General features: G+C 68.0%; 24 protein-coding genes and 1 pseudogene. 12 read left to right on the forward strand and 13 right to left on the reverse strand.

What is annotated here, in order from left to right; all coding sequences use genetic code 11:
- The first annotated feature begins 1 nt into the window (after nt 1).
- Nucleotides 2-997, forward strand: coding sequence for a NaeI family type II restriction endonuclease (locus tag ACZ6KY_RS10890; protein ID WP_469309997.1), 996 nt, complete (start codon nt 2-4; stop codon nt 995-997).
- A gap of 21 nt (nt 998-1,018) precedes the next feature.
- Nucleotides 1,019-1,486 (forward strand): very short patch repair endonuclease, encoded by a 468-nt coding sequence (locus ACZ6KY_RS10895; protein WP_469309998.1) that lies wholly within the window; start codon nt 1,019-1,021, stop codon nt 1,484-1,486.
- Here ACZ6KY_RS10895 and ACZ6KY_RS10900 read toward each other — a convergent pair whose 3' ends face one another.
- Nucleotides 1,487-2,707, reverse strand: coding sequence for a DNA cytosine methyltransferase (locus ACZ6KY_RS10900; RefSeq protein WP_469309999.1), 1,221 nt, complete (start codon nt 2,705-2,707; stop codon nt 1,487-1,489).
- Between the two features lie 160 nt (nt 2,708-2,867).
- Here ACZ6KY_RS10900 and ACZ6KY_RS10905 point away from each other — a divergent pair, with 160 nt between their 5' ends.
- The gene (locus ACZ6KY_RS10905; protein ID WP_469310000.1) at nt 2,868-3,617 is read left to right on the forward strand and encodes an HNH endonuclease; all 750 of its coding nucleotides are present in this window, start codon (nt 2,868-2,870) and stop codon (nt 3,615-3,617) included.
- On the opposite strand, the gene ACZ6KY_RS10910 is transcribed toward ACZ6KY_RS10905, so the two are convergent.
- Nucleotides 3,614-4,246 carry an ATP-binding protein gene (locus ACZ6KY_RS10910; protein ID WP_469310001.1) on the reverse strand — a complete coding sequence of 211 codons (633 nt, stop codon included), beginning with the start codon at nt 4,244-4,246 and terminating at the stop codon, nt 3,614-3,616. The two genes, ACZ6KY_RS10905 and ACZ6KY_RS10910, sit on opposite strands and share 4 nt — an antisense overlap.
- A gap of 217 nt (nt 4,247-4,463) precedes the next feature.
- Between ACZ6KY_RS10910 and ACZ6KY_RS10915 the strand changes: the two genes are divergently transcribed.
- From ACZ6KY_RS10915 to ACZ6KY_RS10940, 6 genes are all read left to right on the forward strand, one after another.
- Complete coding sequence (locus ACZ6KY_RS10915) at nt 4,464-5,309, forward strand: helix-turn-helix domain-containing protein (protein ID WP_469310002.1); 846 nt, start codon at nt 4,464-4,466, stop codon at nt 5,307-5,309.
- A complete protein-coding gene (locus ACZ6KY_RS10920; RefSeq protein WP_469310003.1) occupies nt 5,310-5,507 on the forward strand; it encodes a DUF397 domain-containing protein in 198 nt (65 codons plus the stop codon).
- Between the two features lie 180 nt (nt 5,508-5,687).
- A complete protein-coding gene (locus tag ACZ6KY_RS10925) occupies nt 5,688-7,403 on the forward strand; it encodes a hypothetical protein (RefSeq protein WP_469310004.1) in 1,716 nt (571 codons plus the stop codon).
- Nucleotides 7,400-7,945 (forward strand): hypothetical protein, encoded by a 546-nt coding sequence (locus ACZ6KY_RS10930; protein WP_469310005.1) that lies wholly within the window; start codon nt 7,400-7,402, stop codon nt 7,943-7,945. The genes ACZ6KY_RS10925 and ACZ6KY_RS10930 overlap by 4 nt, the downstream gene beginning before the upstream one ends.
- A 39-nt stretch (nt 7,946-7,984) precedes the next feature.
- Nucleotides 7,985-8,497, forward strand: a complete 513-nt coding sequence (locus ACZ6KY_RS10935) for a nucleoside deaminase (RefSeq protein ID WP_469310006.1) — start codon at nt 7,985-7,987, stop codon at nt 8,495-8,497.
- A gap of 172 nt (nt 8,498-8,669) precedes the next feature.
- Nucleotides 8,670-8,972 (forward strand): hypothetical protein, encoded by a 303-nt coding sequence (locus tag ACZ6KY_RS10940; RefSeq protein ID WP_469310007.1) that lies wholly within the window; start codon nt 8,670-8,672, stop codon nt 8,970-8,972.
- An 85-nt stretch (nt 8,973-9,057) separates the two neighbouring features.
- Here the strand turns inward: ACZ6KY_RS10940 and ACZ6KY_RS10945 are convergent.
- Together ACZ6KY_RS10945 and ACZ6KY_RS10950 are read right to left on the reverse strand one after the other, a co-directional pair.
- Nucleotides 9,058-9,214 (reverse strand): annotated as a pseudogene (locus ACZ6KY_RS10945) (AraC family transcriptional regulator); the annotation flags it as partial.
- Nucleotides 9,215-9,222: 8 nt separating this feature from the next.
- Complete coding sequence (locus ACZ6KY_RS10950) at nt 9,223-9,684, reverse strand: MarR family winged helix-turn-helix transcriptional regulator (RefSeq protein WP_469310008.1); 462 nt, start codon at nt 9,682-9,684, stop codon at nt 9,223-9,225.
- Between the two features lie 105 nt (nt 9,685-9,789).
- On the opposite strand from ACZ6KY_RS10950, the gene ACZ6KY_RS10955 reads away from it, so the two are divergent.
- Complete coding sequence (locus ACZ6KY_RS10955) at nt 9,790-10,737, forward strand: quinone oxidoreductase family protein (RefSeq protein ID WP_469310009.1); 948 nt, start codon at nt 9,790-9,792, stop codon at nt 10,735-10,737.
- 69 nt (nt 10,738-10,806) lie between these two features.
- Here the strand turns inward: ACZ6KY_RS10955 and ACZ6KY_RS10960 are convergent, their stop codons facing one another.
- The 4 genes from ACZ6KY_RS10960 to ACZ6KY_RS10975 form a co-directional block, all read right to left on the reverse strand.
- On the reverse strand, nt 10,807-11,181 hold the full coding sequence (locus ACZ6KY_RS10960; protein WP_469310010.1) for a VOC family protein: 375 nt from the start codon (nt 11,179-11,181) through the stop codon (nt 10,807-10,809).
- 42 nt (nt 11,182-11,223) lie between these two features.
- Nucleotides 11,224-11,766: a hypothetical protein gene (locus ACZ6KY_RS10965; protein WP_469310011.1), complete on the reverse strand. Its 543-nt coding sequence runs from the start codon at nt 11,764-11,766 to the stop codon at nt 11,224-11,226.
- Nucleotides 11,767-11,919: 153 nt separating this feature from the next.
- Nucleotides 11,920-13,434: an MFS transporter gene (locus ACZ6KY_RS10970; RefSeq protein WP_469310012.1), complete on the reverse strand. Its 1,515-nt coding sequence runs from the start codon at nt 13,432-13,434 to the stop codon at nt 11,920-11,922.
- Nucleotides 13,435-13,486: 52 nt separating this feature from the next.
- Nucleotides 13,487-14,860, reverse strand: a complete 1,374-nt coding sequence (locus tag ACZ6KY_RS10975; protein WP_469310013.1) for a DUF445 domain-containing protein — start codon at nt 14,858-14,860, stop codon at nt 13,487-13,489.
- Nucleotides 14,861-15,096: 236 nt separating this feature from the next.
- On the opposite strand from ACZ6KY_RS10975, the gene ACZ6KY_RS10980 reads away from it, so the two are divergent.
- Complete coding sequence (locus tag ACZ6KY_RS10980; protein ID WP_469310014.1) at nt 15,097-16,431, forward strand: SGNH/GDSL hydrolase family protein; 1,335 nt, start codon at nt 15,097-15,099, stop codon at nt 16,429-16,431.
- A 79-nt stretch (nt 16,432-16,510) separates the two neighbouring features.
- On the opposite strand, the gene ACZ6KY_RS10985 is transcribed toward ACZ6KY_RS10980, so the two are convergent.
- The 4 genes from ACZ6KY_RS10985 to ACZ6KY_RS11000 form a co-directional block, all read right to left on the reverse strand.
- On the reverse strand, nt 16,511-17,362 hold the full coding sequence (locus ACZ6KY_RS10985; protein WP_469310015.1) for a DUF1707 SHOCT-like domain-containing protein: 852 nt from the start codon (nt 17,360-17,362) through the stop codon (nt 16,511-16,513).
- 83 nt (nt 17,363-17,445) lie between these two features.
- A complete protein-coding gene (locus tag ACZ6KY_RS10990) occupies nt 17,446-18,531 on the reverse strand; it encodes an ABC transporter ATP-binding protein (RefSeq protein ID WP_469310016.1) in 1,086 nt (361 codons plus the stop codon).
- 4 nt (nt 18,532-18,535) lie between these two features.
- Nucleotides 18,536-19,414 (reverse strand): ABC transporter permease, encoded by an 879-nt coding sequence (locus tag ACZ6KY_RS10995; protein ID WP_469310132.1) that lies wholly within the window; start codon nt 19,412-19,414, stop codon nt 18,536-18,538.
- A 121-nt stretch (nt 19,415-19,535) separates the two neighbouring features.
- A complete protein-coding gene (locus ACZ6KY_RS11000) occupies nt 19,536-20,336 on the reverse strand; it encodes an ABC transporter permease (protein WP_469310017.1) in 801 nt (266 codons plus the stop codon).
- A gap of 200 nt (nt 20,337-20,536) precedes the next feature.
- On the opposite strand from ACZ6KY_RS11000, the gene ACZ6KY_RS11005 reads away from it, so the two are divergent.
- Nucleotides 20,537-23,044, forward strand: coding sequence for a transglycosylase domain-containing protein (locus ACZ6KY_RS11005; RefSeq protein WP_469310133.1), 2,508 nt, complete (start codon nt 20,537-20,539; stop codon nt 23,042-23,044).
- A gap of 111 nt (nt 23,045-23,155) precedes the next feature.
- Here the strand turns inward: ACZ6KY_RS11005 and bcp are convergent, their stop codons facing one another.
- The gene (gene bcp / locus ACZ6KY_RS11010; protein WP_387192983.1) at nt 23,156-23,623 is read right to left on the reverse strand and encodes a thioredoxin-dependent thiol peroxidase; all 468 of its coding nucleotides are present in this window, start codon (nt 23,621-23,623) and stop codon (nt 23,156-23,158) included.
- Between the last annotated feature and the right edge of the window lie 14 nt (nt 23,624-23,637).

Genomic DNA, 23,637 nt, shown 5'->3' on the forward strand with positions numbered 1-23,637 from the left:
GTTGACGAGCCATCAAGACGACACTCTGCCCATTGACATTTCGACAGTCACGGCAAGCACTAACGCCGACGACGAAGAGTTGAAAAGGGTTCGCGAACATCTTCTCAAATTGGACCCTGAAGGAAAAAAGTTTGCAGTAATTCTGCGAAATACGATAGACCAGCTCCTCGACGGGGAAAACACTGGGCGTTACGACTGGCGCCAGCTTCACAAAACTGAAAAGACTCACGCCGGGACTCTCGTAGAGATCAACCTGCAGCGAGAGTTTGATTTCAACTCGGGCCGAGATATGGACTATGAGATCGTCGGCGTGGATGTGGACTGCAAGTTCTCTCAGGACTTGGGTGGGTGGATGATCCCTCCCGAAGCCATGGGAGAGATTTGCTTGGTCGTGTGGGCCGATGACCAAGTCAGCAAGTGGAGCGCAGGGCTCTTCCGAGCAGACAAAGAGAAACTCACCCGGAATGGACTAGTGACTAGGAAGGGAAACCGGGACCACAAGTACCGGCTCAACAAATCGAACCTATATCTCGTCGACTGGCTGTGGCATCTGCAGCCACTCAAAAAAAATCTCCTACTTCATCTTGATAATGAAACACGCCGAGCACTCTACGAACCCACGTCGGGCCAGAAACGCGTCAACGAGCTATTCCGGCGCGTACAAAGGAGCAGAATTGATCGCAACGTAGTCAGGACGCTGGCCCAACAACATGACTACATGGCCCGCGTACGAGACGACAAAGACCGCATACGCGCCCGGCCGGCCCTGAGAGAAGAGGGATATATAATTCCTGGTGACTCTCGGAACCATCGAGCCGTTGCGCAAGCACTCGGAGGACCGGTTCCGGAAAAGGGCGAGTTCGTAAGTTTTAGAGTGGCTAAAGCTCAGCCTCACCATGGAGATCGCCCAACGGTCGAACTGGATGGCTGCATTTGGGTGGCCATCGGCCCGGACGAAGAACCAGACCGGCCTGCCCCAAAGCTGCCCTCAAGATAGCCAAAACGTGCAAGGGGTCTCATGGACGTCGAGTGGCAACCGCCGACTGGCTCTTGGGCTTCATCGGCCGCGAGACGCCGCAACATGCAGGCTATCCGCAGTCGCGACACCACACCTGAGTGGCTAATCAGGCGACTGGTCCACGCACAAGGGCTGCGCTATCGAGTAGCGGCTAGACCGCTTCCCACTCTTCGCCGGACTGCTGACCTGGTCTTCCGTCCAACAAAGGTCGCCGTGTTCATCGACGGCTGCTACTGGCACGGCTGCCCCGAGCACTACGTACCGCCGAAGACCAACCCGGGTTACTGGTCTGACAAGGTCGCACGGAACATGGCCCGGGACCGGGACACCGACCAGCGCCTGGAAGAGGCCGGCTGGACGGTGCTCCGGTTCTGGGAACACGAACCCTCCGAAGACTGTGCTGCACGTATTGCTGCCGAAGTTGAGAAGCGCCGCAGCACAGCCAGAATGAGGGATGCAGACACGTGATCAGCGCTTCAGGTCACGCTCCCGCGCCGCCCTCAGCACGTCGATGATCGACTTACCGACAGCCCTGGCTACAGGCGGCGGGAAAGCATTCCCCACCTGCCGGTATTGTGCAGTCTTGCCACCCGCGAAATCCCACTCGGTTGGGAAACCCTGAATGATGGCGGCCTGCCGTACCGTCAGCATCGGCCCGTCAGAGCCGAACAGGTCACGGCCTTCAGTCTGCTTCTTCTCACAAGTCTCGGCGTCATTGGCAACGCCCAAACCTGAGACACCCAGCAGCTTCCACGCCGCCTTAGCACGGCTCGGCCCGAGGTCTGCGCCACCGTGCTTCTTCGATCCGCCGACGAGTGTGGGCGCAATGCCCGCACCACCCTTGTCTTTTAGCTCGGCATCGCGTTCGCTTGCTTTCTGAAGCCACCGGTTCAAAGACTTGCGAGCCTGCTCCGCATGCACTCCTGTGGAGTATCGGCTGTAGCGCTCGCGCATGGAAGGCTCAAGAGCCTCAGCAACAGTTACCGGATCCTCGTGTGTAGCTGTGGGCCACTCGTACTTGAGATCCTTGATGACGTCGTCCCGGAATGCGACAAGGATGGCCCGGGGACGAAGCTGCGGCACTCCAAAGTCGCTGGCCTCCAGGACGTCCCACTTGCAGACGGTGTACCCGAGTCCCTCCTCGGAGACGAGTTGCCCATCGTCGCCCTGGTACGTACCACCCTGGAGCTTCGCCCTGATCAGGTCGCGGTAGTTCGAGAACTTCGGGTCCATGATCCCGCGGACGTTCTCGATCATTACAGCCCGTGGGTTGAGAGTGTCGACGAGCTTCAGCATTCGAGGGAAGAGGTCTCGCTCGTCATCCTTACCGAGCTGCTTCCCCGCGTGGGAGAACGGAGGGCACGGCACGCCGCCGGCCAAGAGATCCAGGCCGTCCTGCTTCAGCAGTGCGGCGCCCTTATGCAGGTCCCGGTAGGGCTCAAATTCCTTGACGTCAGCCGACAGGACGTCACAGTGCTCTCGCTCCCACGCCCACACCTCGTGGTCGTCGATGTTCAGCTCAAGCGTTTCAACCGCGTGCTTGTCGATCTCTACCAGCGCCAGATGCCCGAAGCCTGCTTGGTGCAGGCCGATGGCCTGGCCACCAGCTCCAGCGCAGATCTCGATCGACGTGAACTCAGGCTCCGTCGACCCTGCAGTAACGCGCTCGGGTTCGTTCGTGCGGGTCATGCCCCTCCTTACAGCCGTACAACGGCAGACACATCTTGCAATCCACCATCACTGAGGGTGACAGACCCCACTGACAACGAGACCCCACCAAGTGTGCAGCACGCCTCGCCGTTCACTGAACGAACCCTCCAGCCTGCCGAACGCTCATACGATATTGATCATGCGGATACCTGCGTGGATCGAGGATGAGCTTGTTCTGGCCGGAGCGCTTGTAGTGAAGAACGGCTGGCGCGAGTTGCGGACCAGCCACCAGGAGGTCCACGAACTGTCGGAACTGCTGCGTTCGCTTCCACTCCATGGGCCGGAGGCGCTCGCGTTGCCCGGTTTTCGGTCGCCTGACAGTGTGAGCCGAAAGACCACGGACTTCATGACAAATCACAAACTGTACTCCGGCAAACCCACTCGATGCGGGAAGCCAACCCTGCTCATGATTCAAGCCTTCACTGATCGTGAAGCTGCGATGCTCCAGGCCGCCCAGTCCATTGAGGCCGGCATCACTTCCGGCGACCTGCACCGCATCCCCCCGCAGCCTGACGAAGCCGACGAGTCGGGTCTCACCGCCATCGAGGGGCGTCTCCTCTCCCGTTGGGCCCTCGCCCGCGAGCGGGACCCGAAGCTCCGCGCGCTCAAGGTTGAGCAGGTACGACGAAGCGGACGCGCGCTCCGGTGCGAGGTCTGCAATTTTGACTTCGCCCGCACATACGGCGACCTGGGCGAGGGCTACATCGAAGTGCACCATGCCACTCCCCTGTACGTCTCTGGAGTGCGGGAGACCAAGCTCGACGATCTCGCTTGCTTGTGCGCCAACTGCCACCGGATGTGTCACAGGAGCCGCCCCGGAGAATCCTGGCGCACACCGGACTCTCTCAGGGAGCAGATGCGGAAGTCCGACCCGCCGCCCGCCCACTAGGCCGCGTCCGCTTCGGTCTCGTAGTGCATCTGAGCACGGTCCAAGATGTCGTCAGGATCATGCCCCCGGGAGGCGGTCCAGTGAAGCAGGTCCGCGATCAGCTCGATCGCGGACTCCTTCAGTTCCGCTTCCTGCACTCTCCCCTGCAGGTCAGCACTGCCGTGCGGACCCCGATAGCGCTCAAGTACTTCGGCGGCCCGCTCGATCCGTAGACAGGTGCGGCCCGCGTTGAGTGCAACCTCACACCAGACCGCCTTGCCGGCTGCTGTCAGAACTGTGCCCCAGGCCGCCGTCAGCGTCGTGAGCAAGTGCAGGCCACGGCCGCACTCCTCGTCGCAGTGCGGCTCCCTGAGCGAGGGCATCTCTCGGCTTCTGTCATGGACCTCAAGCCGCAGCCGCTCCCCCCTCCATTCAATGACCAAGGTCGCCGATGTGCCCTCGCCGACGTGCTTGACGACATTGGTGGCCAGCTCCGCGACGAGCAACTCCGCCTCGTCGACGGCGACAGGTGTCCCCCAGCGGCTCAACTGCTTAACGGCGGCTCTCCGCAGCAGGTGTACCTCCGCCGGCGCCGCCTCAAAAGGCAGGACACAGCGGAGTCGGGGTTCGGTGACTTCGTAGCCGGACATGGCCGGCTCCTCCCTCCCAGGCCACGCACATGCTGCGCCTGCCGTATCCATACGACTGCACTGCGTAGCGATCTCGGAACGAGCATGGCATGGAGAAGTCTCACTGTGTAACTTCTCACGAGAATCCATCGAGTGAATCTGATGGTGGGGCCACCTCTCGACTGCCTAGCCTGTTGAGGATCTCCGGGCCTCTGCCCGGCTCACGCGAAGGAGCTGCATGTCCGAACGGACCACAACCCGCCGCCGCCAACTAGGCGCGATGTTGCGCAAGTTGCGCGCCCGTAAAGGACTCACCCTTGAGGAGGCCGGGCAGCTCGTCGGCGTGTCCAAGGCGACGGTCAGCCGGTACGAGACCCAGGCCGGACCGGTCAAATGGCTCGTCATCGATGCGTTGTGCCGCGAGTACGAGGCAACTGAGGCTGAGCGCCGAGCCGTTGTCGGGATCGCCAAGAACGCCAAGCAGCAAGGCTGGTGGAGCTCCTTCGCCGACTCCATCCCGGAGAGCATGAATCTGCTGCTCACGCTTGAGGACGAGGCCGTACGCGAGAGCCACTTCGCGTGCGTCTATGTCCCTGGCCTTCTCCAGACACGGGCGTACAGCACCGCTCTGCAGAAGGCCAACGAAGTGCCGCTTGAATCTGCGGAGATCGAGCGCCTGGTCGACATCCGCATGAAACGGCAGCAGATTCTCGACCGCCCGAAACCGCTCCGCCTGTGGGCGATCCTCGACGAATCCGTGATCCGCCGCGTGGTCGGGTCACCCCAGATCATGCGGGAGCAGCTCGACCGCTTGCTGGAAGCGAACGAGTCCCCTCACATCACCCTTCAGGTACTGCCTTTCGCCAAGGGCGCCCATGCCGCCGCGCTGGGAAGCTTCGTCGTCATCGGCGGCACCGAGCCGGCCCTTGATGTGGTGTACGTCGACTTCCACACCGGCTCGCTCTTCCTGGAGAAGGGCGAAGAGCTGGATCGATACAGACTTGCGTTCGAGTACCTGCAGGCGCAAGCGTTGGACATGGAGGCTTCCTCCGCCATGATCCATCGCGCTCGTAGGGAGCTGTGAATGCCGACCGGTCCCAAGCCAGTCTCCGAACCCGTCTGGTTCAAGTCGTCACACAGCGGCGGCAATGCCACCGAATGCGTGGAGGCCGCGTTCATAGCGGCCGGCGTCCATGTGCGGGACTCCAAATGGCCAGACGGTCCCCGGATTGCGGTGTCGGCCGAGGCCTGGCACAAGTTCCTGACCACATCCGCGAGATGACCGGAAGGACGCCGTTCCCCCCGGCTCATCGCTCTCGGCCGAGTGCACCCGGGCTCCACCGCTGCCATGCTCTTTCCGGCCGCCGGCCCGCGTGGGTCGCCCGCTCCCTGTTGGCAACACAGCTGTTCCCTGAAAGAGTTGGGCACCGCTGGTGAGGTCCGGGAGGCGAACGGGGCAGCGGTGCAGACATGGAGACAGTTGGCGCTGTTCGTGTGTGCCGTGGCGCTCGGCCTCGTCGCACTCCGCCATCCACGAAGCCATGACGACATCGTGGACGCCACTCAGTTCAGCATCGCCTTCTTCGCCACACTGCTGACCGGCGAGGCGGTCATCTTCGCGCTCACCTTCTCAGCTGCCAGCTCCTGGCCCTCGTTACAGGCGATCGACAGTCACATCGCCTTCAGGGAATGGGTGCTCATCGGCTGGTTCGCGGCCTTGTTCACAGCCTGCGGTCTCCTCGGTGACAACGCCGCCAGCGCCACCTACGGCGCTCTGCTGTTCCTCTTGGCCAACATCTTCGGGGTCTTCTCCTTCGTGCAGCTCTTCGGTCTTGCCAGCATCGGCGGCCGCAACCGGCTGCTGCGCCGGACCCTGGCCGGGGCTCTGGCCCGCCAGGGAACGGGCTTCGGCTCCTTCTTCTACGAGCTCGACACCGACCCCGTCATCAACTCCTACCTGGGAACCGTCAGCCAGGCCGCTACGAGCAACGACCCCACTGCGATCCGAAACCTTGTCGATCAATTGGTGGAGGCGGAGGTACCAGCGGACGCTGCCCGGGATTCCATCACCGTCCACCTCGACGTTCTGCATCGCCTTACCCGCGCCACCCTGGCCGGCGGCGCCGACCCGGTCCAGGTCAGCACTTGTGCTCACGCACTCATCGACTCGGTCGTCCGCCACTGCCGCCGCCTGCCCGATCCCGCTCCGCCCCTGGGCACGCTCAGCCGCTATCTGGCGTGGCTCGCCAACACCGCGCTGCTGATGTCGGTACGCGGGGTGGCCTCCAACCGGGCCGCCCGTGAACTCGTCGCCCTCACCACCGACGCCCGCCTGAAGATCCTGCGCTGCGTCGACCCCGACCCCAAGTCGGCCACTACACGCGACGAACTCGGCACGATTTTCACCGAGCCGCTCCAAGCACTCCTGTGGAGCGGTGACTTCGCCGAATTCCATGGCGCTCACCAGGCCGGCGCCCTGTACGGCGTCTACGAAATCCTCACCGGCACCAAGTTCATGGGGAACTACTGGGACGGCGCGTCCATCCTCACCCAGCTACGCCACACCCTGTACGACGACACGGAGGCCATTTCCACGCCCGAAGCCGACGCCTCCCGGGCAGCTTTCGGGCCGCCAGTGGAGTACGACCACTTCTGGGCGCTGGTCACCGTGACCACGCTCGCCACTCTGCGCGACACCCGAGTGCCGCACCCACCGGAGCTGGTGCGTCCCGAGTTCACCCCCGATCACCAGTTATTGGGGGCCTATCTGCGCACATTCGCCACCCATCGCTACTTCGCCACCGCTGCACAAGGCCGCGAAGCGCTCCTGAGCCTCGTCTCCCGCGCCGACACTCCCGGTTCGCCCGCCGCGAAGATACTCAGGGCACGAGGGAGTGACACATATCGCGTACCCGCCCCGCTCGTGGAACCGAGCCGACGTCCGGCCGCGATGATTCTCGCCATCGCCTGCCGCTTGGCCCCGCTCGCCCCCCGCGACGATGACACAGAGTTGCGGGCGTTTCTCAGCTCGCTTCCCTCCCCGGCTCTGACGGCCGCCGCCCGCCTCGCCGCCCGCGTCCTGCCGGGCGCCGCCACGGAATCAGACCCCGTCGAAGCCATCACCGTCGGCCTGAAGGTTCTACAACTGGTCGGCGCCCACACCCGGGAGGGAACGTGACCGACACCGTCATAGATGTCGCCCTCTGGCGCGACCGCCTGGCCGATCTTGAGGCATCGGATGTGTCGGCCGCGGTGGTCGTGCAATGCGACCAGGCCTGGCTCCGGCCCGGCCTAACGGCATTCCGGAACGAAGTCGACCAGGCACTCATGACCGCTCAGCTACGCCGCGGCGACCGACTCACCATCACCCGGGTCATCCTGCACAACCTTCCCCTCTCACCGGACACCGTCAACCGATCGACCTCAGTCGACCAGGCCTTCGACGAATGGCACCACCGTCTGTCCGCCACCAGCGTCCTGCTCTGCCCCGGCAACCCGGCCGCACCCCGCATACATCGTCTGATCCTCCGTGGAGACCAGACCCGTGCGCCCATCCCAGATATGGTCGAACTGCTGAAAAGCGGCGACTGGACCGACCGGCACCGAGCCGAACTGGCGCTGCGCACCGTCCAAGTCACTGGCGCCACCACCCCGCTCACGGGCTACGACATGGACCTCGACGGCCCCTTTGGTGACGCCGATCCCTCGATCTACATGTAAGGCGCGCACTCGCAACCGTCCGCACATTTTGGAGATCAGGTGCCCTACGTACCTCAGCGCCAAGAGGACCAGACTTTCCTGGCCCAAGCCATCGAACTCTCCCGGCACGCGCTCGAAGACGAAGGCAAGACCCCCTTCGGCGCCCTCGTCGTCATCGAAGGGAAAGTAGTCGCCACCGGCACCAGCTCAGTTGTCGAACTCCGGGATCCCACCGCCCACGCCGAAGTCATGGCTCTCCGCACGGCCGGTGCGGAACTCGGGCGCCACCTCATGGAAGACGCCGTGATGTACGCCAGCAGCGAGCCCTGCCCCATGTGCCTGGTCGCCTGCTACTGGGCCCGTATCCCCCGCCTGGTCTACGCCGCCAGCAGCCACGATGTCGCTGTGAACGGGTTCGAGGATCTCCAGTTCTATCGCCAGCTCGCCGCTCCCAACGCAGAGCGGACCCTGCTCGCGGAAACTGCTGCCGACGGCGAGGCCCGTGAGATCGCGGTCGCAGCTCTCGCCGGCTGGGCCGACAAGCTTCCCTTTCCCGTCGAACCCAAGCTCTGAGGCACAAAACGTGGCCCTCGCCAGTGCCGGTTGCGCCGTCTCCGCGGGCTATGCGGCCGAGTTGCGGACCAGGGGGCAGGCCCGCCGGGCTGAGCTGGGGGGCTAGCCTCGGAGAGCATCCCTGAACAGGGAGCATCCCTGAACGGGTGCACGGCGGCAGCAGGAGGCAGCAATGGCGAAGGTACCGGCCGCGGTGATCGCCGCGAGTGGGCTTGTCGGTGGGTACGGCGTCGCCCGTTGGACCAGGAAGCGGCAGTTGGGCGGGGTCGTGCTGGCCGCCGCCGGAACCGTGGCCGCGCGGCAGTGGAAGCGGCAGGCCGGCGGGACGGCCGCCGGGGTGCTGACCGCCGCCTACGTCGCCGCCTTCGCCGGGTCGCATCCGCTGGCCAAGAAGGTGGGCGCCTGGCCCGCCGTCTTCGGGGTCGCCGGTGCCGTGGCCCTCGCCTCCTGGGCCGTCGCCGACCGGCGTGCCTGAGCGGCTTGACGACACGCAGACCTGAGCGGCTCGCCGACGGGCGGGCCCGAGCGGTTTCACGGACCGGTGCGCCCGCGCCTCCGCCTCAGGAGGCCCCCCGAAACGCCCGCCGGTACGCGTACGGGCTCGTCCCCGCCACTCGCTTGAAGCGCTCCCGGAATGCCGTCGGTGAGATCGAACCCGGCCTGGGCGGCGACGATCGTGTCCGCCTCGGCCGACGCCTCCAGGCCGTACGGGGCGCGCGGCGGGCTCAGGAGGTGGGCGGGGCTGTCGCGTGGCGCGTCTGGTGGATCAGGACCGTGGTGGCGCGTTCCAGGAGTTCGCAGAGTGCGGTGTGTTCGGAGGGCGTGAACGCGTCGGTGAGCGCGCGCTCAAGGATGATCACCTCCTGGTAGGCGCGGTCCAGCAGCGCCTGGCCCTCAGTCGTGAGGGTGGCGATCTGCACCTTGGCGTGCACGGGGGACGTCTCGCGACGGATGAGTTCCTTGTTCTCCATATTGGTCAGCACGCTGCTCATGCTCTGCTGCGTCACCCCGCAGGAGCGGGCCAGTTGGGCGCCGGACATGCCACCTTCGCGCGAGATGACCAACAGCACGGTGTACTGCGTCATGGTCAGCCCGTAGGCGCGCAGTACCGCCTCGTGGTGCGCCATCAACGCCTGCTCCGACCGCCTGATCCGGGCGCAGAGGTCGTTCTCGATCGGGATTTCCACCGTGCGCCCTCACTCCATTGACAGGTTCATGGGTTGACTCAGGAACCTTATATACATAGCGTTCTCGACTGTAAGGATACTGAGTCAACGCAGGAGGCTGTAACCGTGAAGGCTGTCGTTCTCGACACCGATGACCGCTACCGCGTCGCCGAACTCGATGAGCCCACCCCCGGCCCCGGCCAAGTGGCGATCCGTGTGGCCTACGCCGGGATCCAGTGGGGCGACACGATGGTCAGGGACGGCCACTTCGCCGTACCGCGTCCCTTCGTCCCCGGGTTCGAGGCGGCCGGGCACATCGTCGCGGTCGGCGCGGGTGTCGACTCGCGCCGTGTCGGAGCGCCCGTCGCCGCGCTGACCGCCTCAGGCGCCTACGCCGAGGTGGTGCTGGCACCCGCCCCGCTCACGTTCGACATCGGCGGCATGCCGCTGAGGACAGCCGCAGGTCTCGGATGGGGCGCACCGACCGCCTACGACCTGATCAACACCGCCGCGCACGTGCGGCCCGGCGAGAACGTGCTGATCCACGCCGCCGCGGGCTCGGTGGGCACCCTCGCGGCCCAGTTCGCCCGCCTGGCCGGAGCGGGCCGGATCACCGGTGTGGTCGGCACTGCCGAAAGGGCCGACTACGCCGCGCAGTTCGGGTACGACCGGCTTCTGCTGCGCGAGGAGTTCCCGGCCGGGCTCGGCGACGAGAAGCCCGACATCATCCTCGACCCGGTCGGCGGCTCGACGCGCGCCGCCGGCCTCGAACAGCTCGCGGCACACGGCCGGCTGGTGGCATACGGCAACCTCGCCACGTACGAACCCGTCCGCGCCGACACCAACGACCTCCTCATGCACGGCAGGTCGCTGCTGACCTACAACAGCGACCTGCTCAGCCGGACCCACCCCGAGCGGCTCGCCGACAGCGCCCGCCGCGCACTCGGCCTCGTCGCCGACGGCAAGGTCCGCATCGACATCACCGCCGAGTACGCCCTCGGGGACCTGGCCATGGCCGTGCAGCGCCTCGCCGAGGGCACGACCCATGGCAAGAGCGTCCTCCGCGTCGCCTGACCACACGCGGAAGGCGCCGACCAGGAGGCGGCTCCCACGACGAACGCCGCCAGGACGTTCCGGCGCGCCTCACCCCAGTACGCCCTCACCCCGATGTCCCAGCACATTCACCACCCGCCCGTTCGGATCCCGTACGAAGAACCGTCGTACGCCCCACTCCTCGTCCCGCAGCTCCCGCAGGACCTCCGCACCCGACGCGATCACCCGCGTGTACACGGCGTCGACGTCCTCGACCTCCACGCTCAGGTCGGGGACGACGGGGGCGGTGCGTTCCTCGGTGAGGAAGGTGATCTGTGCGGTGGGGTTGGACGGGGACGCGAGAGTCATGACCCAGCCCTGGTTCATGACCTCCTCGAAGCCGATCAGGCCGTAGAAGTCCCGGTTCGCCGCCATGTCCTTCTCGGACCCGACCCGGACGTCGGGGACGATCCTTCGGACGGTCATGGCCTGCCTCCTCACGGCCCACGGACGGTGAGCCGGTTCTCGTCACGGACCGGTGCTGTTCTCGTCACGGACCATGGGCCCCCCGCTCGTCGCGAACGGTGAGCCGGCGTCTCGGCGCCGGCCGGCCAGGGCCGGCTCCTCTTCCATGGCGTCCGGCAAGTCTGACCTGAACTGCCGTGCCACCGAGGCCGCGACAAGCACGGCGGCTGCCCCCAGCAGAGTGACGGCCGCCCACGTCAGCGGCCATACGTCGGCGAAGCCGTCCGGGGGGCCGGGATGGGTGCGCAGGGACACGTAGAGCAGGGTCGCCGGAGGCACCGCGACCAGCAGCAACGGCCAGGCGAGCGCGTCCCGCAGGCCGAAGTGGACGGCCAGGAGCAGCAGGAGCGCGGCGAGGGCGACGACGCCCGTCGCGGTCACCGGGGTGGTCTCCACGGTCGAGCCGGGCGTCCCGGGGCGGTTGCGCAGGTCCCAGGGAAGGCAGAGGAGGTACGCCGCGCAGGACAGGGCGGCGCCGAGCACACGCGTCAGCCAGCGTTCCGGCCAGGGGCGCGTTCGCAAAGGGCGGAGCAGCTTCTCGGTCATGCGTACGAGGGTTCCGCGCCCGGCGGGGGCGCGACAGAGTACGCGTACTCAGAACGGGCCGCGGAAAGCGCCCGGCGCCGGGCGGAAGCGCCCCGGCGCCGGGCGGAAAGGGCCCTGCACCGCGCGGATAGGGCCCCGGTGCCGGAACACTCCTCACCTCGTCCGTGCGGACGGCGCCGAAGGCGACGCCTCGGGCTCGACGGACGCCGTCGACAGCGGCGCGGCGATGTCCTCCAGGGAGCGGCGCTCGGCGTTGACCGCGAGGAACACGGCGACCAGGCCCGCGGCGCACATCAGGGTCGCCCCGATCTGGAAGGCGAGCACCGTGTCGCCGACGACGCCGGACTTCGTGAGGTCGGCGAAGACCAGCGGACCGCTGATACCGCCGGCGGCGGTGCCGATGGCGTAGAAGAAGGCGATGGCCATCGCCCGGGTCTCCATCGGGAAGATCTCGGAGACGGTCAGATAGGCGCTGGAGGCGCCCGCCGAGGCGAAGAAGAGGACCACGCACCAACAGGCCGTCATCGTCACCGCGTTCAGTGAGCCCTGGTCGAAGAGCCACGCCGTGACGAAGAGCAGCAGGCCGGAGAGCAGATAGGTCGAGGAGATCATCACCCGGCGGCCGACGGTGTCGAAGAGCTTGCCGAGCAGCAGCGGGCCGAGGAAGTTGCCGGCCGCGATGACGGCGAAGTAGTAGCCCGTGCCGCCCGTCGGCACGTCGAAGAACGTGGTGAGGATCGAGCCGAAGCCGAAGGTGATCGCGTTGTAGAGGAAGGCCTGGCCGACGAAGAGGGCGAGGCCGAGCACGGCCCGTTTCGGGTAGTGCCCGAAGACGGTCCTGGCGATGACGCCGAAGCCGATGCTCCTGCGCTGCCTGATGGTGATCTCGCCCTCGGGCGGCGTCAGCGGCTCACCCTTCTCCTCTGCGATCTCCCGTTCGACGGAGGTGACCAGTTCCTCCGCGGCCTCACCGCGGCCGTGGATGAACTGCCACCGCGGGCTCTCCGGCACATGCCGCCTGACCAGCAGGACCACCAGGCCGAGGACCACGCCGAGGCCGAAGGTGAGCCGCCAGCCGAGGTTCTTGGGGAAGATGCCCGTGTTCAGCATGACGATCGACAGCAGCGCGCCGCCGATCGCGCCGAGCCAGTAACTGCCGTTGATGATCAGGTCGACACGGCCGCGGAACCTGGCCGGGATGAGCTCGTCGATCGCCGAGTTGATGGCCGCGTACTCGCCGCCGATGCCGAAGCCGGTGAGGAAGCGGAAGGTGAAGAACCACCAGGCGTCGAAGGACAGTCCGGTCAGCGCGGTCGCCGTGAGGTAGACGACGAGGGTGACCATGAAGAGCTTCTTGCGGCCGTACCGGTCGGTCAGCCAGCCGAAGAACAGGGCGCCCGCGCAGGCACCCGCCACATAGAGCGCCGCCGCGATACCGGTGACCTGCGCCGAGGAGATCGCCAGGCCGCTGCCCTCCTCGGAGAGCCGGCCCGCGATGTTGCCGACGGTGGTGACCTCCAGGCCGTCCAGGATCCAGACGGTTCCGAGACCGATCACGATCATCCAGTGCCAGCGGGACCACGGCAGCCGGTCCAGACGGGCGGGCACGTTCGTGGTGACCGTGCCCGTGGATGCGGGGGTGGAGGCCGGTGAGGCCGGTGAGGTCATGGGCTCCCTCTCCTTCGGGTGAAGGCCGCCCGGGTTCCCGGTCTCCCCCCGATTACGCCCCCAGCGCCCGCGACACCACGTAGATCAGCAGTCCGGCCAGTGAGCCGACCACCGTGCCGTTGATCCGGATGAACTGCAGGTCACGGCCGATGTTCGCCTCGATCTTCTTGGTCGTGTGCTCCGCGTCCCAGCCCGCGACCGTGTCCGTGATGAGCGAGGTGATCTCCTTGCGGTACGTCGTCACGACGTACACCGCCGCACCCTCCACCCAGCTGTCGACCTTGGCCTGGAGCTTGGGTTCGGTGGCCATCCGGGCCCCGAGGGACAGCAGTGAGGCCCGCACCCGCAACCGCAGTTCACTGTGCTCGTCCTCGGCGGCGGACACGATCATCGACCGTACGGCCGTCCACGCGGACGCGATCAGGTCCTGGACCTCACCGCGGCCCAGCACCTCGCCCTTGAGGCGCTCCACGCGCGCGCGGGTGTCGGTGTCGGACTGGAGATCGGAGGCGAAGTCGGTGAGGAACCTGTCCAGGGCGCCACGGGCCGGGTGGGACGGGGAGTCGCGCATCTCGGTGACGAAGCGGAGCAGTTCCTTGTAGACGCGCTCGCCGACCTTCTTGTCGACGAAACGCGGTGTCCAGCCGGGCGCGCCGCCCTGGACGGCGCCCATCACCTGCTCGTCGTGGAACACCAGCCAGTCGTGGGCGCGGGTGACCACCAGGTCGACGAACCGTCTGTGGCCGCCGTCCGCGACGATCTTCTCCAGCATCTTCCCTATGCCGGGCGCGATCTCCTGGGCGTCGGCGCGGCGGGTGATCGCCTCCCCGACGACGGCCTGGACGTCGGAGTCCCTGAGGACGGTCAGCGCGCCTCTGAGGGCGGCGGCCAGTTCGGCCGTGACCCGGTCCGCGTGGTCCGGATCGGCGAGCCAGGCGCCCAGTCTGCTGCCGATACCCACCGCGCGCAGCCGCTGCCGGACGACCTCCTCGGAGAGGAAGTTCTCGCCGACGAACTCGCCCAGCGAGACGCCGAGCTGGTCCTTCTTGGTGGGGATGATCGCGGTGTGCGGGATGGGCAGCCCGAGCGGGTGCCGGAACAGGGCCGTGACCGCGAACCAGTCGGCCAGCGCGCCGACCATGCCCGCCTCGGCGGCCGCCGCGACATAGTCGGCCCAGGCGCCCGCGCCCGCGTGCGAGGCCCATCTGGCCAGTACGTAGACGAGGGCGACGATGAGCAGCAGGCCGGTGGCGGTCGTCTTCATCCGGCGCACGCCGCGGCGCTTCTCCTCGTCGGCGGGGCTGAAGGTGTTCATCGCCCGGCCCGGCGGTCCGGCGGCCGGCGCGACGGTCGTGGCGTTCGCGGCGGTGCCGGTACGGGCATGCCGCTCCATGTCGTCCGCTTCACCCGAATTCGTGCGTTCCATTCACTCCACCCGTTCGCAGGCCCCGTCGCGCCCCGTGCTCATTGTCCCTTTCTCCATTTCTCCATCTCCTCCTGACCGACTCCTGGAACGACACAGGAGTTCCCTGCGTCTGTTCGGATGGGGAATCGACCAGGGTGTCCCCTAGGGGGCGCGTCGGAGCTCTTCCACTCCATGACGCATCATGGGGTGATCACATCGGAGCCCCGGGCTCCCTCGTTCGAGGAGAAACGCACCGCATGACCAAGCGTCACGGTTATGCCCTGCTCGCCGCGATCCTTGCCGTGGTCGTGGTCCTTTCCGCAGCCATATACCTCGGCGTCGCGGCCGGCGACGGCAGCAGCAGCACCAGGACCGACGTCGCCAGTGGCCGCACGTCGCACAACGCCGCCGCCCCCGCCTCCACCGGCACCTGGGTCGGCGCCTGGTCGGCCTCCCCGGCCGGAGCCGAGCCCGGCACGGAGCCGAGCGGTCTGGCGGGCCGCTCCGTGCGCAACGTCGTGCACACGGCCGCCGGGGGTACGAGTGCCCGCATCACGCTGTCCAATCTCTACGGGCAGCAGCCGCTGGTCATCACGCACGCCACGATCGCCGTCGCCGCGACCGCGAACAACGCCGCCGCCACGGCCGACACCATGCGCCGCCTCACGTTCGGCGGCGCCACGGCGGTCGTGATCCCCTCCGGTGGACAGGTGATGAGTGACGCCGTGCGCGTCCGTGTCCCGCGCGGCGTGGACGTCCTCGTGACGACGTTCTCGCCGACGCCGTCCGGTCCGGTCACCTACCACCCGCGGGCCCAGCAGATCTCGTACGTGGCCGACGGCGACCGCGCCGAGGACCTGAGCGCCGCCCCGTACACCGAACAGAGCCCGTACTGGCGCTACCTGACCGCGCTCGACGTGCTCAGCGACGCGGCCACGGGCACCGTCGTCGTCCTCGGCGACTCGCTCACCGACGGCATCACCTCCACCGTGGGGGCCAACCGCCGCTGGACGGACGTCCTTTCGGAGCGGCTGCGCGCGTCGGCCGGATCCGGCGACACGCCCCGCTACAGCGTCGTCAACCAGGGCATCAGCGGGAACCAGATCCTCGCCGCGGGCTTCGGCCGGCCGGCCGACAACCCCAGCGGGCTGAGCCGGTTCGGACGCGACGTGCTCGACCGTACGAACGTCAAGGCCGTCGTCATCGACCTCGGCGTCAACGACATCCTGCGCAACCCGGACCAGGTCGATCCGCGCACCGTCACGGACGGCCTGCGGACCCTCGTTCGGCAGGCGCACGCCCGTGGACTGCGGGTCGTCGGCGCCACGTTGATGCCCTTCCAGGGGCACCGCGGATACACGGACGCGCGGGAGGCCGTACGCCAGGCCGTGAACGCGGAGATCCGGGCCGGGAAGGTGTACGACGCCGTCGTCGACTTCGACATCGCGCTGCGGGACCCGTACAACCCGCGCCGGCTGCGCCCCGACTACGACTCGGGCGATCACCTGCACCCCAGCGACACGGGGTTCCAGCGGATGGCCGACGTGTTCGACCTGGAGGACCTGAAGGGGTCGGCTCCGGCGGAACTGTGATCCGCCGGGTGCCCGCGGCTCACGACCGCACAGAAGGCAAGCGACCTGGGACATCAACGACCGTGGCCGCCGCCGGAGTTCAGTAGTCGCCGTCCCGCCGCCGGTGACGGTCGTCCCGGCGCTCCCGCTGCCGCTCCCTGCGCTCCTCATGGCGTTCACGGCGGTTCTCGTGGCGGTCGCGGATCAGGTCACGGGCGTCATCGAGCGCGTCGTACATGTCACCGAGGCCCCCGTCCTGCGAACCCTGCAACTCCTTGCGGGCCTCGCGGCGTTCCAGCTTCTCCTGGCGGCGCTCCTCCTTCAGGCGCTGGCGCTCGGCACGGGTGAGTTTGCGCTCGACGCCGACACCGCCCCAGAAGGCGAAGCCCGTGATGATCACCCGGGGCGCCCCGGGGTCGCCGGCCCGGTCCGACTCGCGGTGGTCGAAACCGCCCATGATGCCGATGCCGCGGACGACGACCTCGACGCCGGGCGGCACGATCACGTTCATCCCGCCCATGACCGCGACGCAGTTGACGACGACCTCGCGGTCCGCGAAGTTCGCCTCACGCAGGTCGATCTCACCGCCGCCCATGAACGCGAAGGTGTTGAAGCGCTTCGGCACCGTCCAGCGGCCCTTGCGCTCGAAGCCGGACAGGATCGCCACGGCCCACGAGGACGAGCCCTCGCCGCCGACGATACGAGCGCCCCAACTCCCGTCGTCCACGGGCTGCTTGACCATGGAGACGCGAGCGGCCGGGGCCGCGCCCGGCAGATCGCGGGTGATCGGCGCCAACTCCCCGTAGGTACGGGCCGCGTACGTCGCCTCCAGCCGCTCCTCGAACTCCTCCATGTCGAGACGGCCCTCCGCGACGGCGTCCCTCAGCTGTTCGGCGACATGTTCGCGATCGGCGTCGGAGGCGCGCAGCTCCGGGATTTCGTCGTCGGTCATGGACAGCAGCCTACGAGTTCCCCCGCCCGTGGGCCATCCGGCCCACCCTTCCGGAAGCCTGCACCACGAGACCGTCTTCCCGGCTACGAGCCCGTCTTCCCCGCGTACATACGGCTGATGACCGCCTCGATGTCCGGCTCCCGCACCGAGAGGTCCACCAGCGGGTACTCCGCAGCGATCCGCGCCACCAGCGGAGCCGCCGACCGGGCGGCGGGGAAGGCCAGCCACTGCCGCGGCCCCTCCACCTTCACCACCCGCGCCGACTCCACCTCGATCGGCGGCAGTTCCCGCTCCAGGTCCACGACCAGGGTCCGCTCGCTCTCCCCCACCTCGTGCAGCCCGCTCAGCGCGCCGTCGTACATCAGCCGCCCGTGGTCGATGACCATCACCCGCCGGCACAGCTGCTCGATGTCGGTGAGGTCGTGCGTGGTGAGCAGGACGGTCGTGCCGCGCTCGGCGTTCAGATCCCGCAGGAACTCCCGGACCCGCACCTTGCTGACCACGTCGAGCCCGATCGTCGGCTCGTCGAGGTAGAGCACCTCGGGGTCGTGCAGCAGGGCCGCCGCGATGTCCCCGCGCATCCGCTGCCCCAGCGACAACTGCCGTACGGGCACGTCCAACAGGGCGTCGAGCTCAAGGAGTTCGACACAACGGTCGAGGTTCTCCCGGAAGCGCGCGTCGGGGATCCGGTACATGCGGTGCATCAGCCGGTACGAGTCGATCAGCGGGAGGTCCCACCACAGCGTCGTACGCTGCCCGAACACGACCCCGATCCGGCGCGCGAGCCGGGTGCGCTCACGGGACGGGTCGAGACCGGCGACCCGCAGCCGTCCGCCGGACGGGGTGAGGATGCCGGTGAGCATCTTGATCGTGGTCGACTTGCCGGCGCCGTTCGGACCGATGTAGCCGACCATCTCACCGCGCGCCACGGTGAAGGAGATCGAGTCGACGGCCCGCACCTGCCGCCGCTCGCCGCGCAGGAACCCCGTCTTCTTGCGCACGTCGAAGACCTTCTCGACGCCGTCGAGTTCGATGAAACCGGCCTCCGGGACCGACTCCCCGGCCGGACCGGTCGATTCACTTTCAGGAGAGGTGATGTCGCCGTCCTGCCGGGTGAAGTCCCGCTCCGGACCGGTGTGTTCGCTGTTTCCGGCGATGGCCACGCCCATTCCCCTAACTTCCCGTACTCCGGTACGCGCGCAGCCCCGCGCGCCAGGCGATCCCGGCCGGCGCGCAGAAGCCCGCCGCCACGAGTGGTGGTGCGAACGCGACCCACGTCGGCAGGTCGAGCGGATAGGGCCGCCCCAGCACATACAGCGCGGGCAGCCAGTTGACGAAGGCGAGCGGGAGGACGAAGGTCACCCCGCGCAGCAGGTCCTTGGTGAAGACGGTCGGCGGGTACTGCAGGAGCGTATTGCCGCCGTACGTGAAGGAGTTCTGCACCTCGGAGGCGTCCTGCGCGACGAACTGGAAGGCAGCGCCCGCCACGAACACCGCCGAGAAGATCGCTCCGCCGCTGAGCACCGTCATCGGGATCATCAGCACCTTGAGCGGCGTCCAGTGGATGTCGAGGACGGCGAGGGCGTATCCGAGGACGAGCAGGCCCTGGGTGACCCGGCCGAGGCGGCGCAGCGCGAAGCGGTCCGCGGCGACCTGCGCGAGCACGGGCACGGGACGCACCAGGAGCGTGTCGAGGGTGCCGTCGCGCACCCGGCGCCCGAGCCGGTCCATCGAGCCGAGACCCAGGTCCGCCAGCCCGAAGGCGGTACCGGACAGCCCGTAGAGCAGGGCGACCTCGGGCAGGCTGTAGCCGCCGAGCCGGTCGACCTGCGAGAACATCAGCAGGATCGCCACGAAGTCGAGGGCGGTCGCCGCGAAGTTCCCGAACGCGGTCATCGCGAAGGAGGCCCGGTAGGCCATCGTGGAACGGATCCACATCGCGCTGATCAGCCGGTAGGCGCGCAGCCCGTCCCGCAGCCGCTCGTACGCCCCCTGCCGCTCGAAGGGATGAGAGTCCGCCGCCCGGACCGTCTCCCGCGCCGACCGGGCCACGACCCGCACCCCCTCCCGCACCGGACCGGCCACCCCGCGCGCCTCCCCCGCCGGACCCACCACGACCCCGGCCCCTTCCTCCACCGGACCCGCCACAGCCGGCGCCCCTTCCGCCACCGGGTCAGCCACCCTGGACCACCACCCTCCGCGTCGCCACCGACTGGACCAGCCGCCCTGCCCCGAGCAGCCCGACCGCCCAGGCGGCCTGCACCGCGTACGTGCCCAGCGGGTCCGCCGTGCCGAGCAGGACGTCCACCGGCGCCTGGATCAGCGACGCCCAGGGCAGCGCCCGTACGAACTCACCGAGGGCGCCGGGGAAGACGTTCAGGGGCAGCAGCATCCCCGAGCAGAAGATCCCCGCGATGGAGGTCAACTGCGCCACGCCCGCGCCGTCGAGCAGCCAGAACGCGGACAGCGCCACCAGGAAGCGGATCGCGAAACTGACGGCCACCCCGAGCACCACCGCGACCAGGAAGGCGAGCCAGGTCAGCGGATCCGAGGGCAGCGCCAGGTCGAAGAAGAGCGCGCCGAAGACCAGCGGAACCACCCCGCGGCCCATCAGATGGAACAGCGCCCGGCCCATGTCCTGCGCGAGCCACCACATCTGGAGGTCGACCGGCCGGTACAGGTCGATCGCGATGTCACCCGTTCGGATGCGCTCGATCAGTTCGTCCTCGAAGCCGCCGCCCATCATCGCGACCACCATCAGCAGCGCCTGGCTGAGCCACACGTAACTGAGCGCCTGCGCCTGGTCGTAGCCGCCCAGATGCGGCTTGACGTCCCACAACGCGATGAACAGGTACGCCAGGATCAGCCCGAAGACGGTGTTGGTGAAGACACCCGCCGCGGTCGCCGTCCGATAGGTGGCGTACCGCCGGAACCCGCTTCCCGCGACAGCCGCGTACAGCCGCGCCGTGCCCACAACCCGTCCCCGTCCTCAGCGTTGAGCCAAAGCGCAGGAGCCTAGCCCCGGCCCGTCGTGACCCGCCACGCATTTTCCCGCGCGACGCGTGCCGGGATCGGGGAACGGAACGCATGGTGCGAGAGTCTTCAAGAGGTGATGTAACAGGCATACGAGGGCGTATGGGAACGTACGACGCGAAACAGGAGTCCGGCGAACAGATGAGCGACGAGCCGCAACAGCACAGCCAGGGCTGGGCACCCAGGGAACCGGAAACGGGCCCCCGCCCGGCCCCGGCCACCGCGGCGGGACCGCAGACAGGACCGCGAACCGCCCCGGGCAAGCCCGGCGGGAAGCCGAAGCGGAAACAGCGGCCGAAGCGGACCGGCCTGCGCAGGCTCGTCCCGACCTGGCGCATGCTGCTCGGCACGATCCTCGGCGCGGTGCTGCTCCTGGCCGGCCTCTTCGCGCTCGGCTACTTCCTGGTCAGGATCCCGTCCGCGAACGCCGCCGCGATCAAGCAGAGCAACGTCTACCTGTACGCCGACGGCAGCCAGCTCGCCCGCGACGGTGACATCAACCGCGAGAACGTCTCGCTCGCGCAGATCTCCAAGGACGCCCAGCACGCCACCCTCGCCGCCGAGGACCGGGACTTCTACAGCGAGTCCGCCATCGACCCCAAGGCGATGCTCCGCGCCGGCTGGAACACGGTCACCGGCAAGGGCAGGCAGTCCGGCTCGACGATCACCCAGCAGTACGTCAAGAACTACTACCTGGGCCAGGAACAGACGGTCACCCGGAAGGTGAAGGAGTTCTTCATCTCCATCAAGCTCGACCGGGAGAAGAGCAAGGACGACATCCTGGAGGGCTACCTCAACACCAGCTACTACGGTCGCAACGCCTACGGCATCCAGGCCGCGGCCCAGGCCTATTACGGCGTGAACGCCAGGGACCTGACGGTCGGCCAGGGCGCCTACCTCGCCGCCCTGCTCAACGCGCCCAGCGAGTACGACGTGATCGCGCACCCCGAGAACAAGGCCGCGGCCCTCGCCCGCTGGAACTACGTCCTCGACGGCATGGTCAAACAGAAGTGGCTGACCCGGGCCGCGCGCGACCGCGTCGCCTTCCCGGCGCCCAAACAGGCCAAGGGATCAGCGGGTCTGTCGGGCCAGCGCGGCTACCTCGTGCAGGCCGTCAACGACTATCTGGCCTCGAACCAGATCCTCGACGAGGACACCCTCACCCGCGGCGGCTACCGCATCACCACCACCCTCCAGAAGGCCAAGCAGGACGCCTTCGTGCGGGCCGTGAACGACCAGGTGATGGACCAGCTCGACAAGAAGAACCGCAAGGTCGACACCTACGTCCGCGCCGGCGGCGTCGCCATCGACCCGTCCAGCGGCAAGGTCCTCGCGATGTACGGCGGCATCGACTACACCAAGCAGTACGTCAACAACGCCACCCGCCGCGACTACCAGGTCGGCTCCACCTTCAAGCCGTTCGTCTTCACCTCCGCCGTCCAGAACGGCTCAGGGACCCAGGACGGCCGCACGATCACCCCGAACACCGTCTACGACGGCACCGACCAGCGCCCCGTAGAGGGCTGGAACGGCGGCTCCTACGCGCCGGAGAACGAGGACGGCGTCTCGTACGGGGACATCTCGGTCCGCACCGCCACCGACAAGTCGGTCAACTCGGTGTACGCGCAGATGGCCGTCGACGTCGGCCCCGCCAAGGTGGAGAAGACCGCCGTGGCCCTCGGCCTCCCCGCCGGCACCCCCGACCTGACCGCCTCCCCGTCCATCGCGCTCGGACCGGCCACCGCCAGCGTCCTCGACATGGCGGAGGCGTACGCCACCCTCGCCAACCACGGCAGCCACGGCACGTACACGCTCGTCGGGAAGATCACCAAGGACGGCTCGGAGGACGTGAAGCTGCCGGCCCGGGACGTGCGGCCGGGCAGCCGGCAGGTGGTGAGCCGCGAGGCCGCCGACACCACGACCTCCATGCTCCAGAGCGTCGTCGACGGCGGCACCGGGCAGGCCGCGCAGGGCGCAGGACGGCCCGCCGCGGGCAAGACCGGCACGGCGGAGGAGGACACCGCCGCCTGGTTCGCGGGCTACACCCCCGACCTCGCCACCGTCGTCTCCGTGATGGGCCAGGACCCCGAGACCGGCGCCCACAAGTCCCTGTACGGCGCCCTCGGAATGGCCCGTGTCAACGGCGGCGGCTTCCCCGCGCAGATCTGGGCCCAGTTCACCCAGGACGCCCTGGACGGAACCGAGGCGTCGGACTTCGACCTCCAGCTCCAGCCGGGCGCCGAGGAACCGGACGACACCGGCCTCGACCCCAGTGATCCGGCCACCGTCGACGGCCAGGACACCGGTGGCAGCACGGACGGCGGCCAGGACGAGGGCGGGACACAAGGCGGGGCCAACGGCAGCACACCGGCGTCCACGACCGGCCGGACACAGGGCCAGGGCCAGTCCCAGGGCGGGACGAACGGCCGGACGAACGGCCGGCCCCAGGGCCGGACCAACGGCGGCACCAACGCCTCCGGCGGAACAACGACCGGTACCACCGGTGGCACCACCACGGACGGCGGCGCCACCGGATCCACCACGACCGACGGGGGCACCACGGACGGCGGCATCATCGGCACGACAGCGGGCCAGGGACCCCTGAGCGGCCTCACACCCAAGAATCAGAGACAGAAACTGAAGCACTGAGCGGCCTCAGGCCCGAAACGGCGGAGGCGGGACCGACGGTCGGACCGACTGCCAGACCTACCGTCGGACCGCCGGCCCGTTGGCCGGTCGGTTCGACCGTCGATCCGGGAGTCAGATCCCCAGATCCTTGATGATCTTCGCCACGTGCCCGGTCGCCTTCACGTTGTACAGCGCCCGCTCGACCTTGCCCTCCTCGTCCACGACCACCGTGGAACGGATGACACCGACGACCGTCTTGCCGTACAGCTTCTTCTCACCGAAGGCCCCGTACGCCTCCAGGACCGCCTTGTCGGGGTCGCCGACCAGGGTGACCTTCAGGGACTCCTTCTCGCGGAACTTGGCGAGCTTCTCGGGCTTGTCCGGGGAGACGCCGATGACGTCGTAACCGGCGCCCGCCAGCAGGTCGAGGTTGTCCGTGAAGTCGCAGGCCTGCTTCGTGCAGCCCGGGGTGAGGGCGGCCGGGTAGAAGTAGACGATGACCTTGCGGCCCTTGTGGTCGGCGAGGGAGACCTCGTTGCCGTCGGCGTCGGGCAGGGTGAAGGCGGGGGCGGTGTCGCCGGGCTGGAGTCGCTCGCTCATCGGAACCTCACGTG

This window comes from Streptomyces sp. NPDC042002 (assembly GCF_055588305.1).

Excerpts from the sequence above, each read along its gene's own strand:
- ACZ6KY_RS10985 (WP_469310015.1), bottom strand. The coding sequence starts at position 17,362 with ATGACCGACGACGAAATCCCGGAGCTGCGCGCCTCCGACGCCGATCGC.
- ACZ6KY_RS10975 (WP_469310013.1), bottom strand. The coding sequence starts at position 14,860 with ATGGAACGCACGAATTCGGGTGAAGCGGACGACATGGAGCGGCATGCC.
- ACZ6KY_RS10920 (WP_469310003.1), top strand. The coding sequence starts at position 5,310 with ATGCCGACCGGTCCCAAGCCAGTCTCCGAACCCGTCTGGTTCAAGTCG.
- ACZ6KY_RS10960 (WP_469310010.1), bottom strand. The coding sequence starts at position 11,181 with ATGACCGTCCGAAGGATCGTCCCCGACGTCCGGGTCGGGTCCGAGAAG.
- ACZ6KY_RS10895 (WP_469309998.1), top strand. The coding sequence starts at position 1,019 with ATGGACGTCGAGTGGCAACCGCCGACTGGCTCTTGGGCTTCATCGGCC.
- ACZ6KY_RS10915 (WP_469310002.1), top strand. The coding sequence starts at position 4,464 with ATGTCCGAACGGACCACAACCCGCCGCCGCCAACTAGGCGCGATGTTG.
- ACZ6KY_RS10910 (WP_469310001.1), bottom strand. The coding sequence starts at position 4,246 with ATGTCCGGCTACGAAGTCACCGAACCCCGACTCCGCTGTGTCCTGCCT.
- ACZ6KY_RS10980 (WP_469310014.1), top strand. The coding sequence starts at position 15,097 with ATGACCAAGCGTCACGGTTATGCCCTGCTCGCCGCGATCCTTGCCGTG.
- ACZ6KY_RS10970 (WP_469310012.1), bottom strand. The coding sequence starts at position 13,434 with ATGACCTCACCGGCCTCACCGGCCTCCACCCCCGCATCCACGGGCACG.
- ACZ6KY_RS11005 (WP_469310133.1), top strand. The coding sequence starts at position 20,537 with ATGAGCGACGAGCCGCAACAGCACAGCCAGGGCTGGGCACCCAGGGAA.
- ACZ6KY_RS10990 (WP_469310016.1), bottom strand. The coding sequence starts at position 18,531 with ATGGGCGTGGCCATCGCCGGAAACAGCGAACACACCGGTCCGGAGCGG.
- ACZ6KY_RS10940 (WP_469310007.1), top strand. The coding sequence starts at position 8,670 with ATGGCGAAGGTACCGGCCGCGGTGATCGCCGCGAGTGGGCTTGTCGGT.
- ACZ6KY_RS10965 (WP_469310011.1), bottom strand. The coding sequence starts at position 11,766 with ATGACCGAGAAGCTGCTCCGCCCTTTGCGAACGCGCCCCTGGCCGGAA.
- ACZ6KY_RS10905 (WP_469310000.1), top strand. The coding sequence starts at position 2,868 with ATGCGGATACCTGCGTGGATCGAGGATGAGCTTGTTCTGGCCGGAGCG.
- ACZ6KY_RS10900 (WP_469309999.1), bottom strand. The coding sequence starts at position 2,707 with ATGACCCGCACGAACGAACCCGAGCGCGTTACTGCAGGGTCGACGGAG.
- bcp (WP_387192983.1), bottom strand. The coding sequence starts at position 23,623 with ATGAGCGAGCGACTCCAGCCCGGCGACACCGCCCCCGCCTTCACCCTG.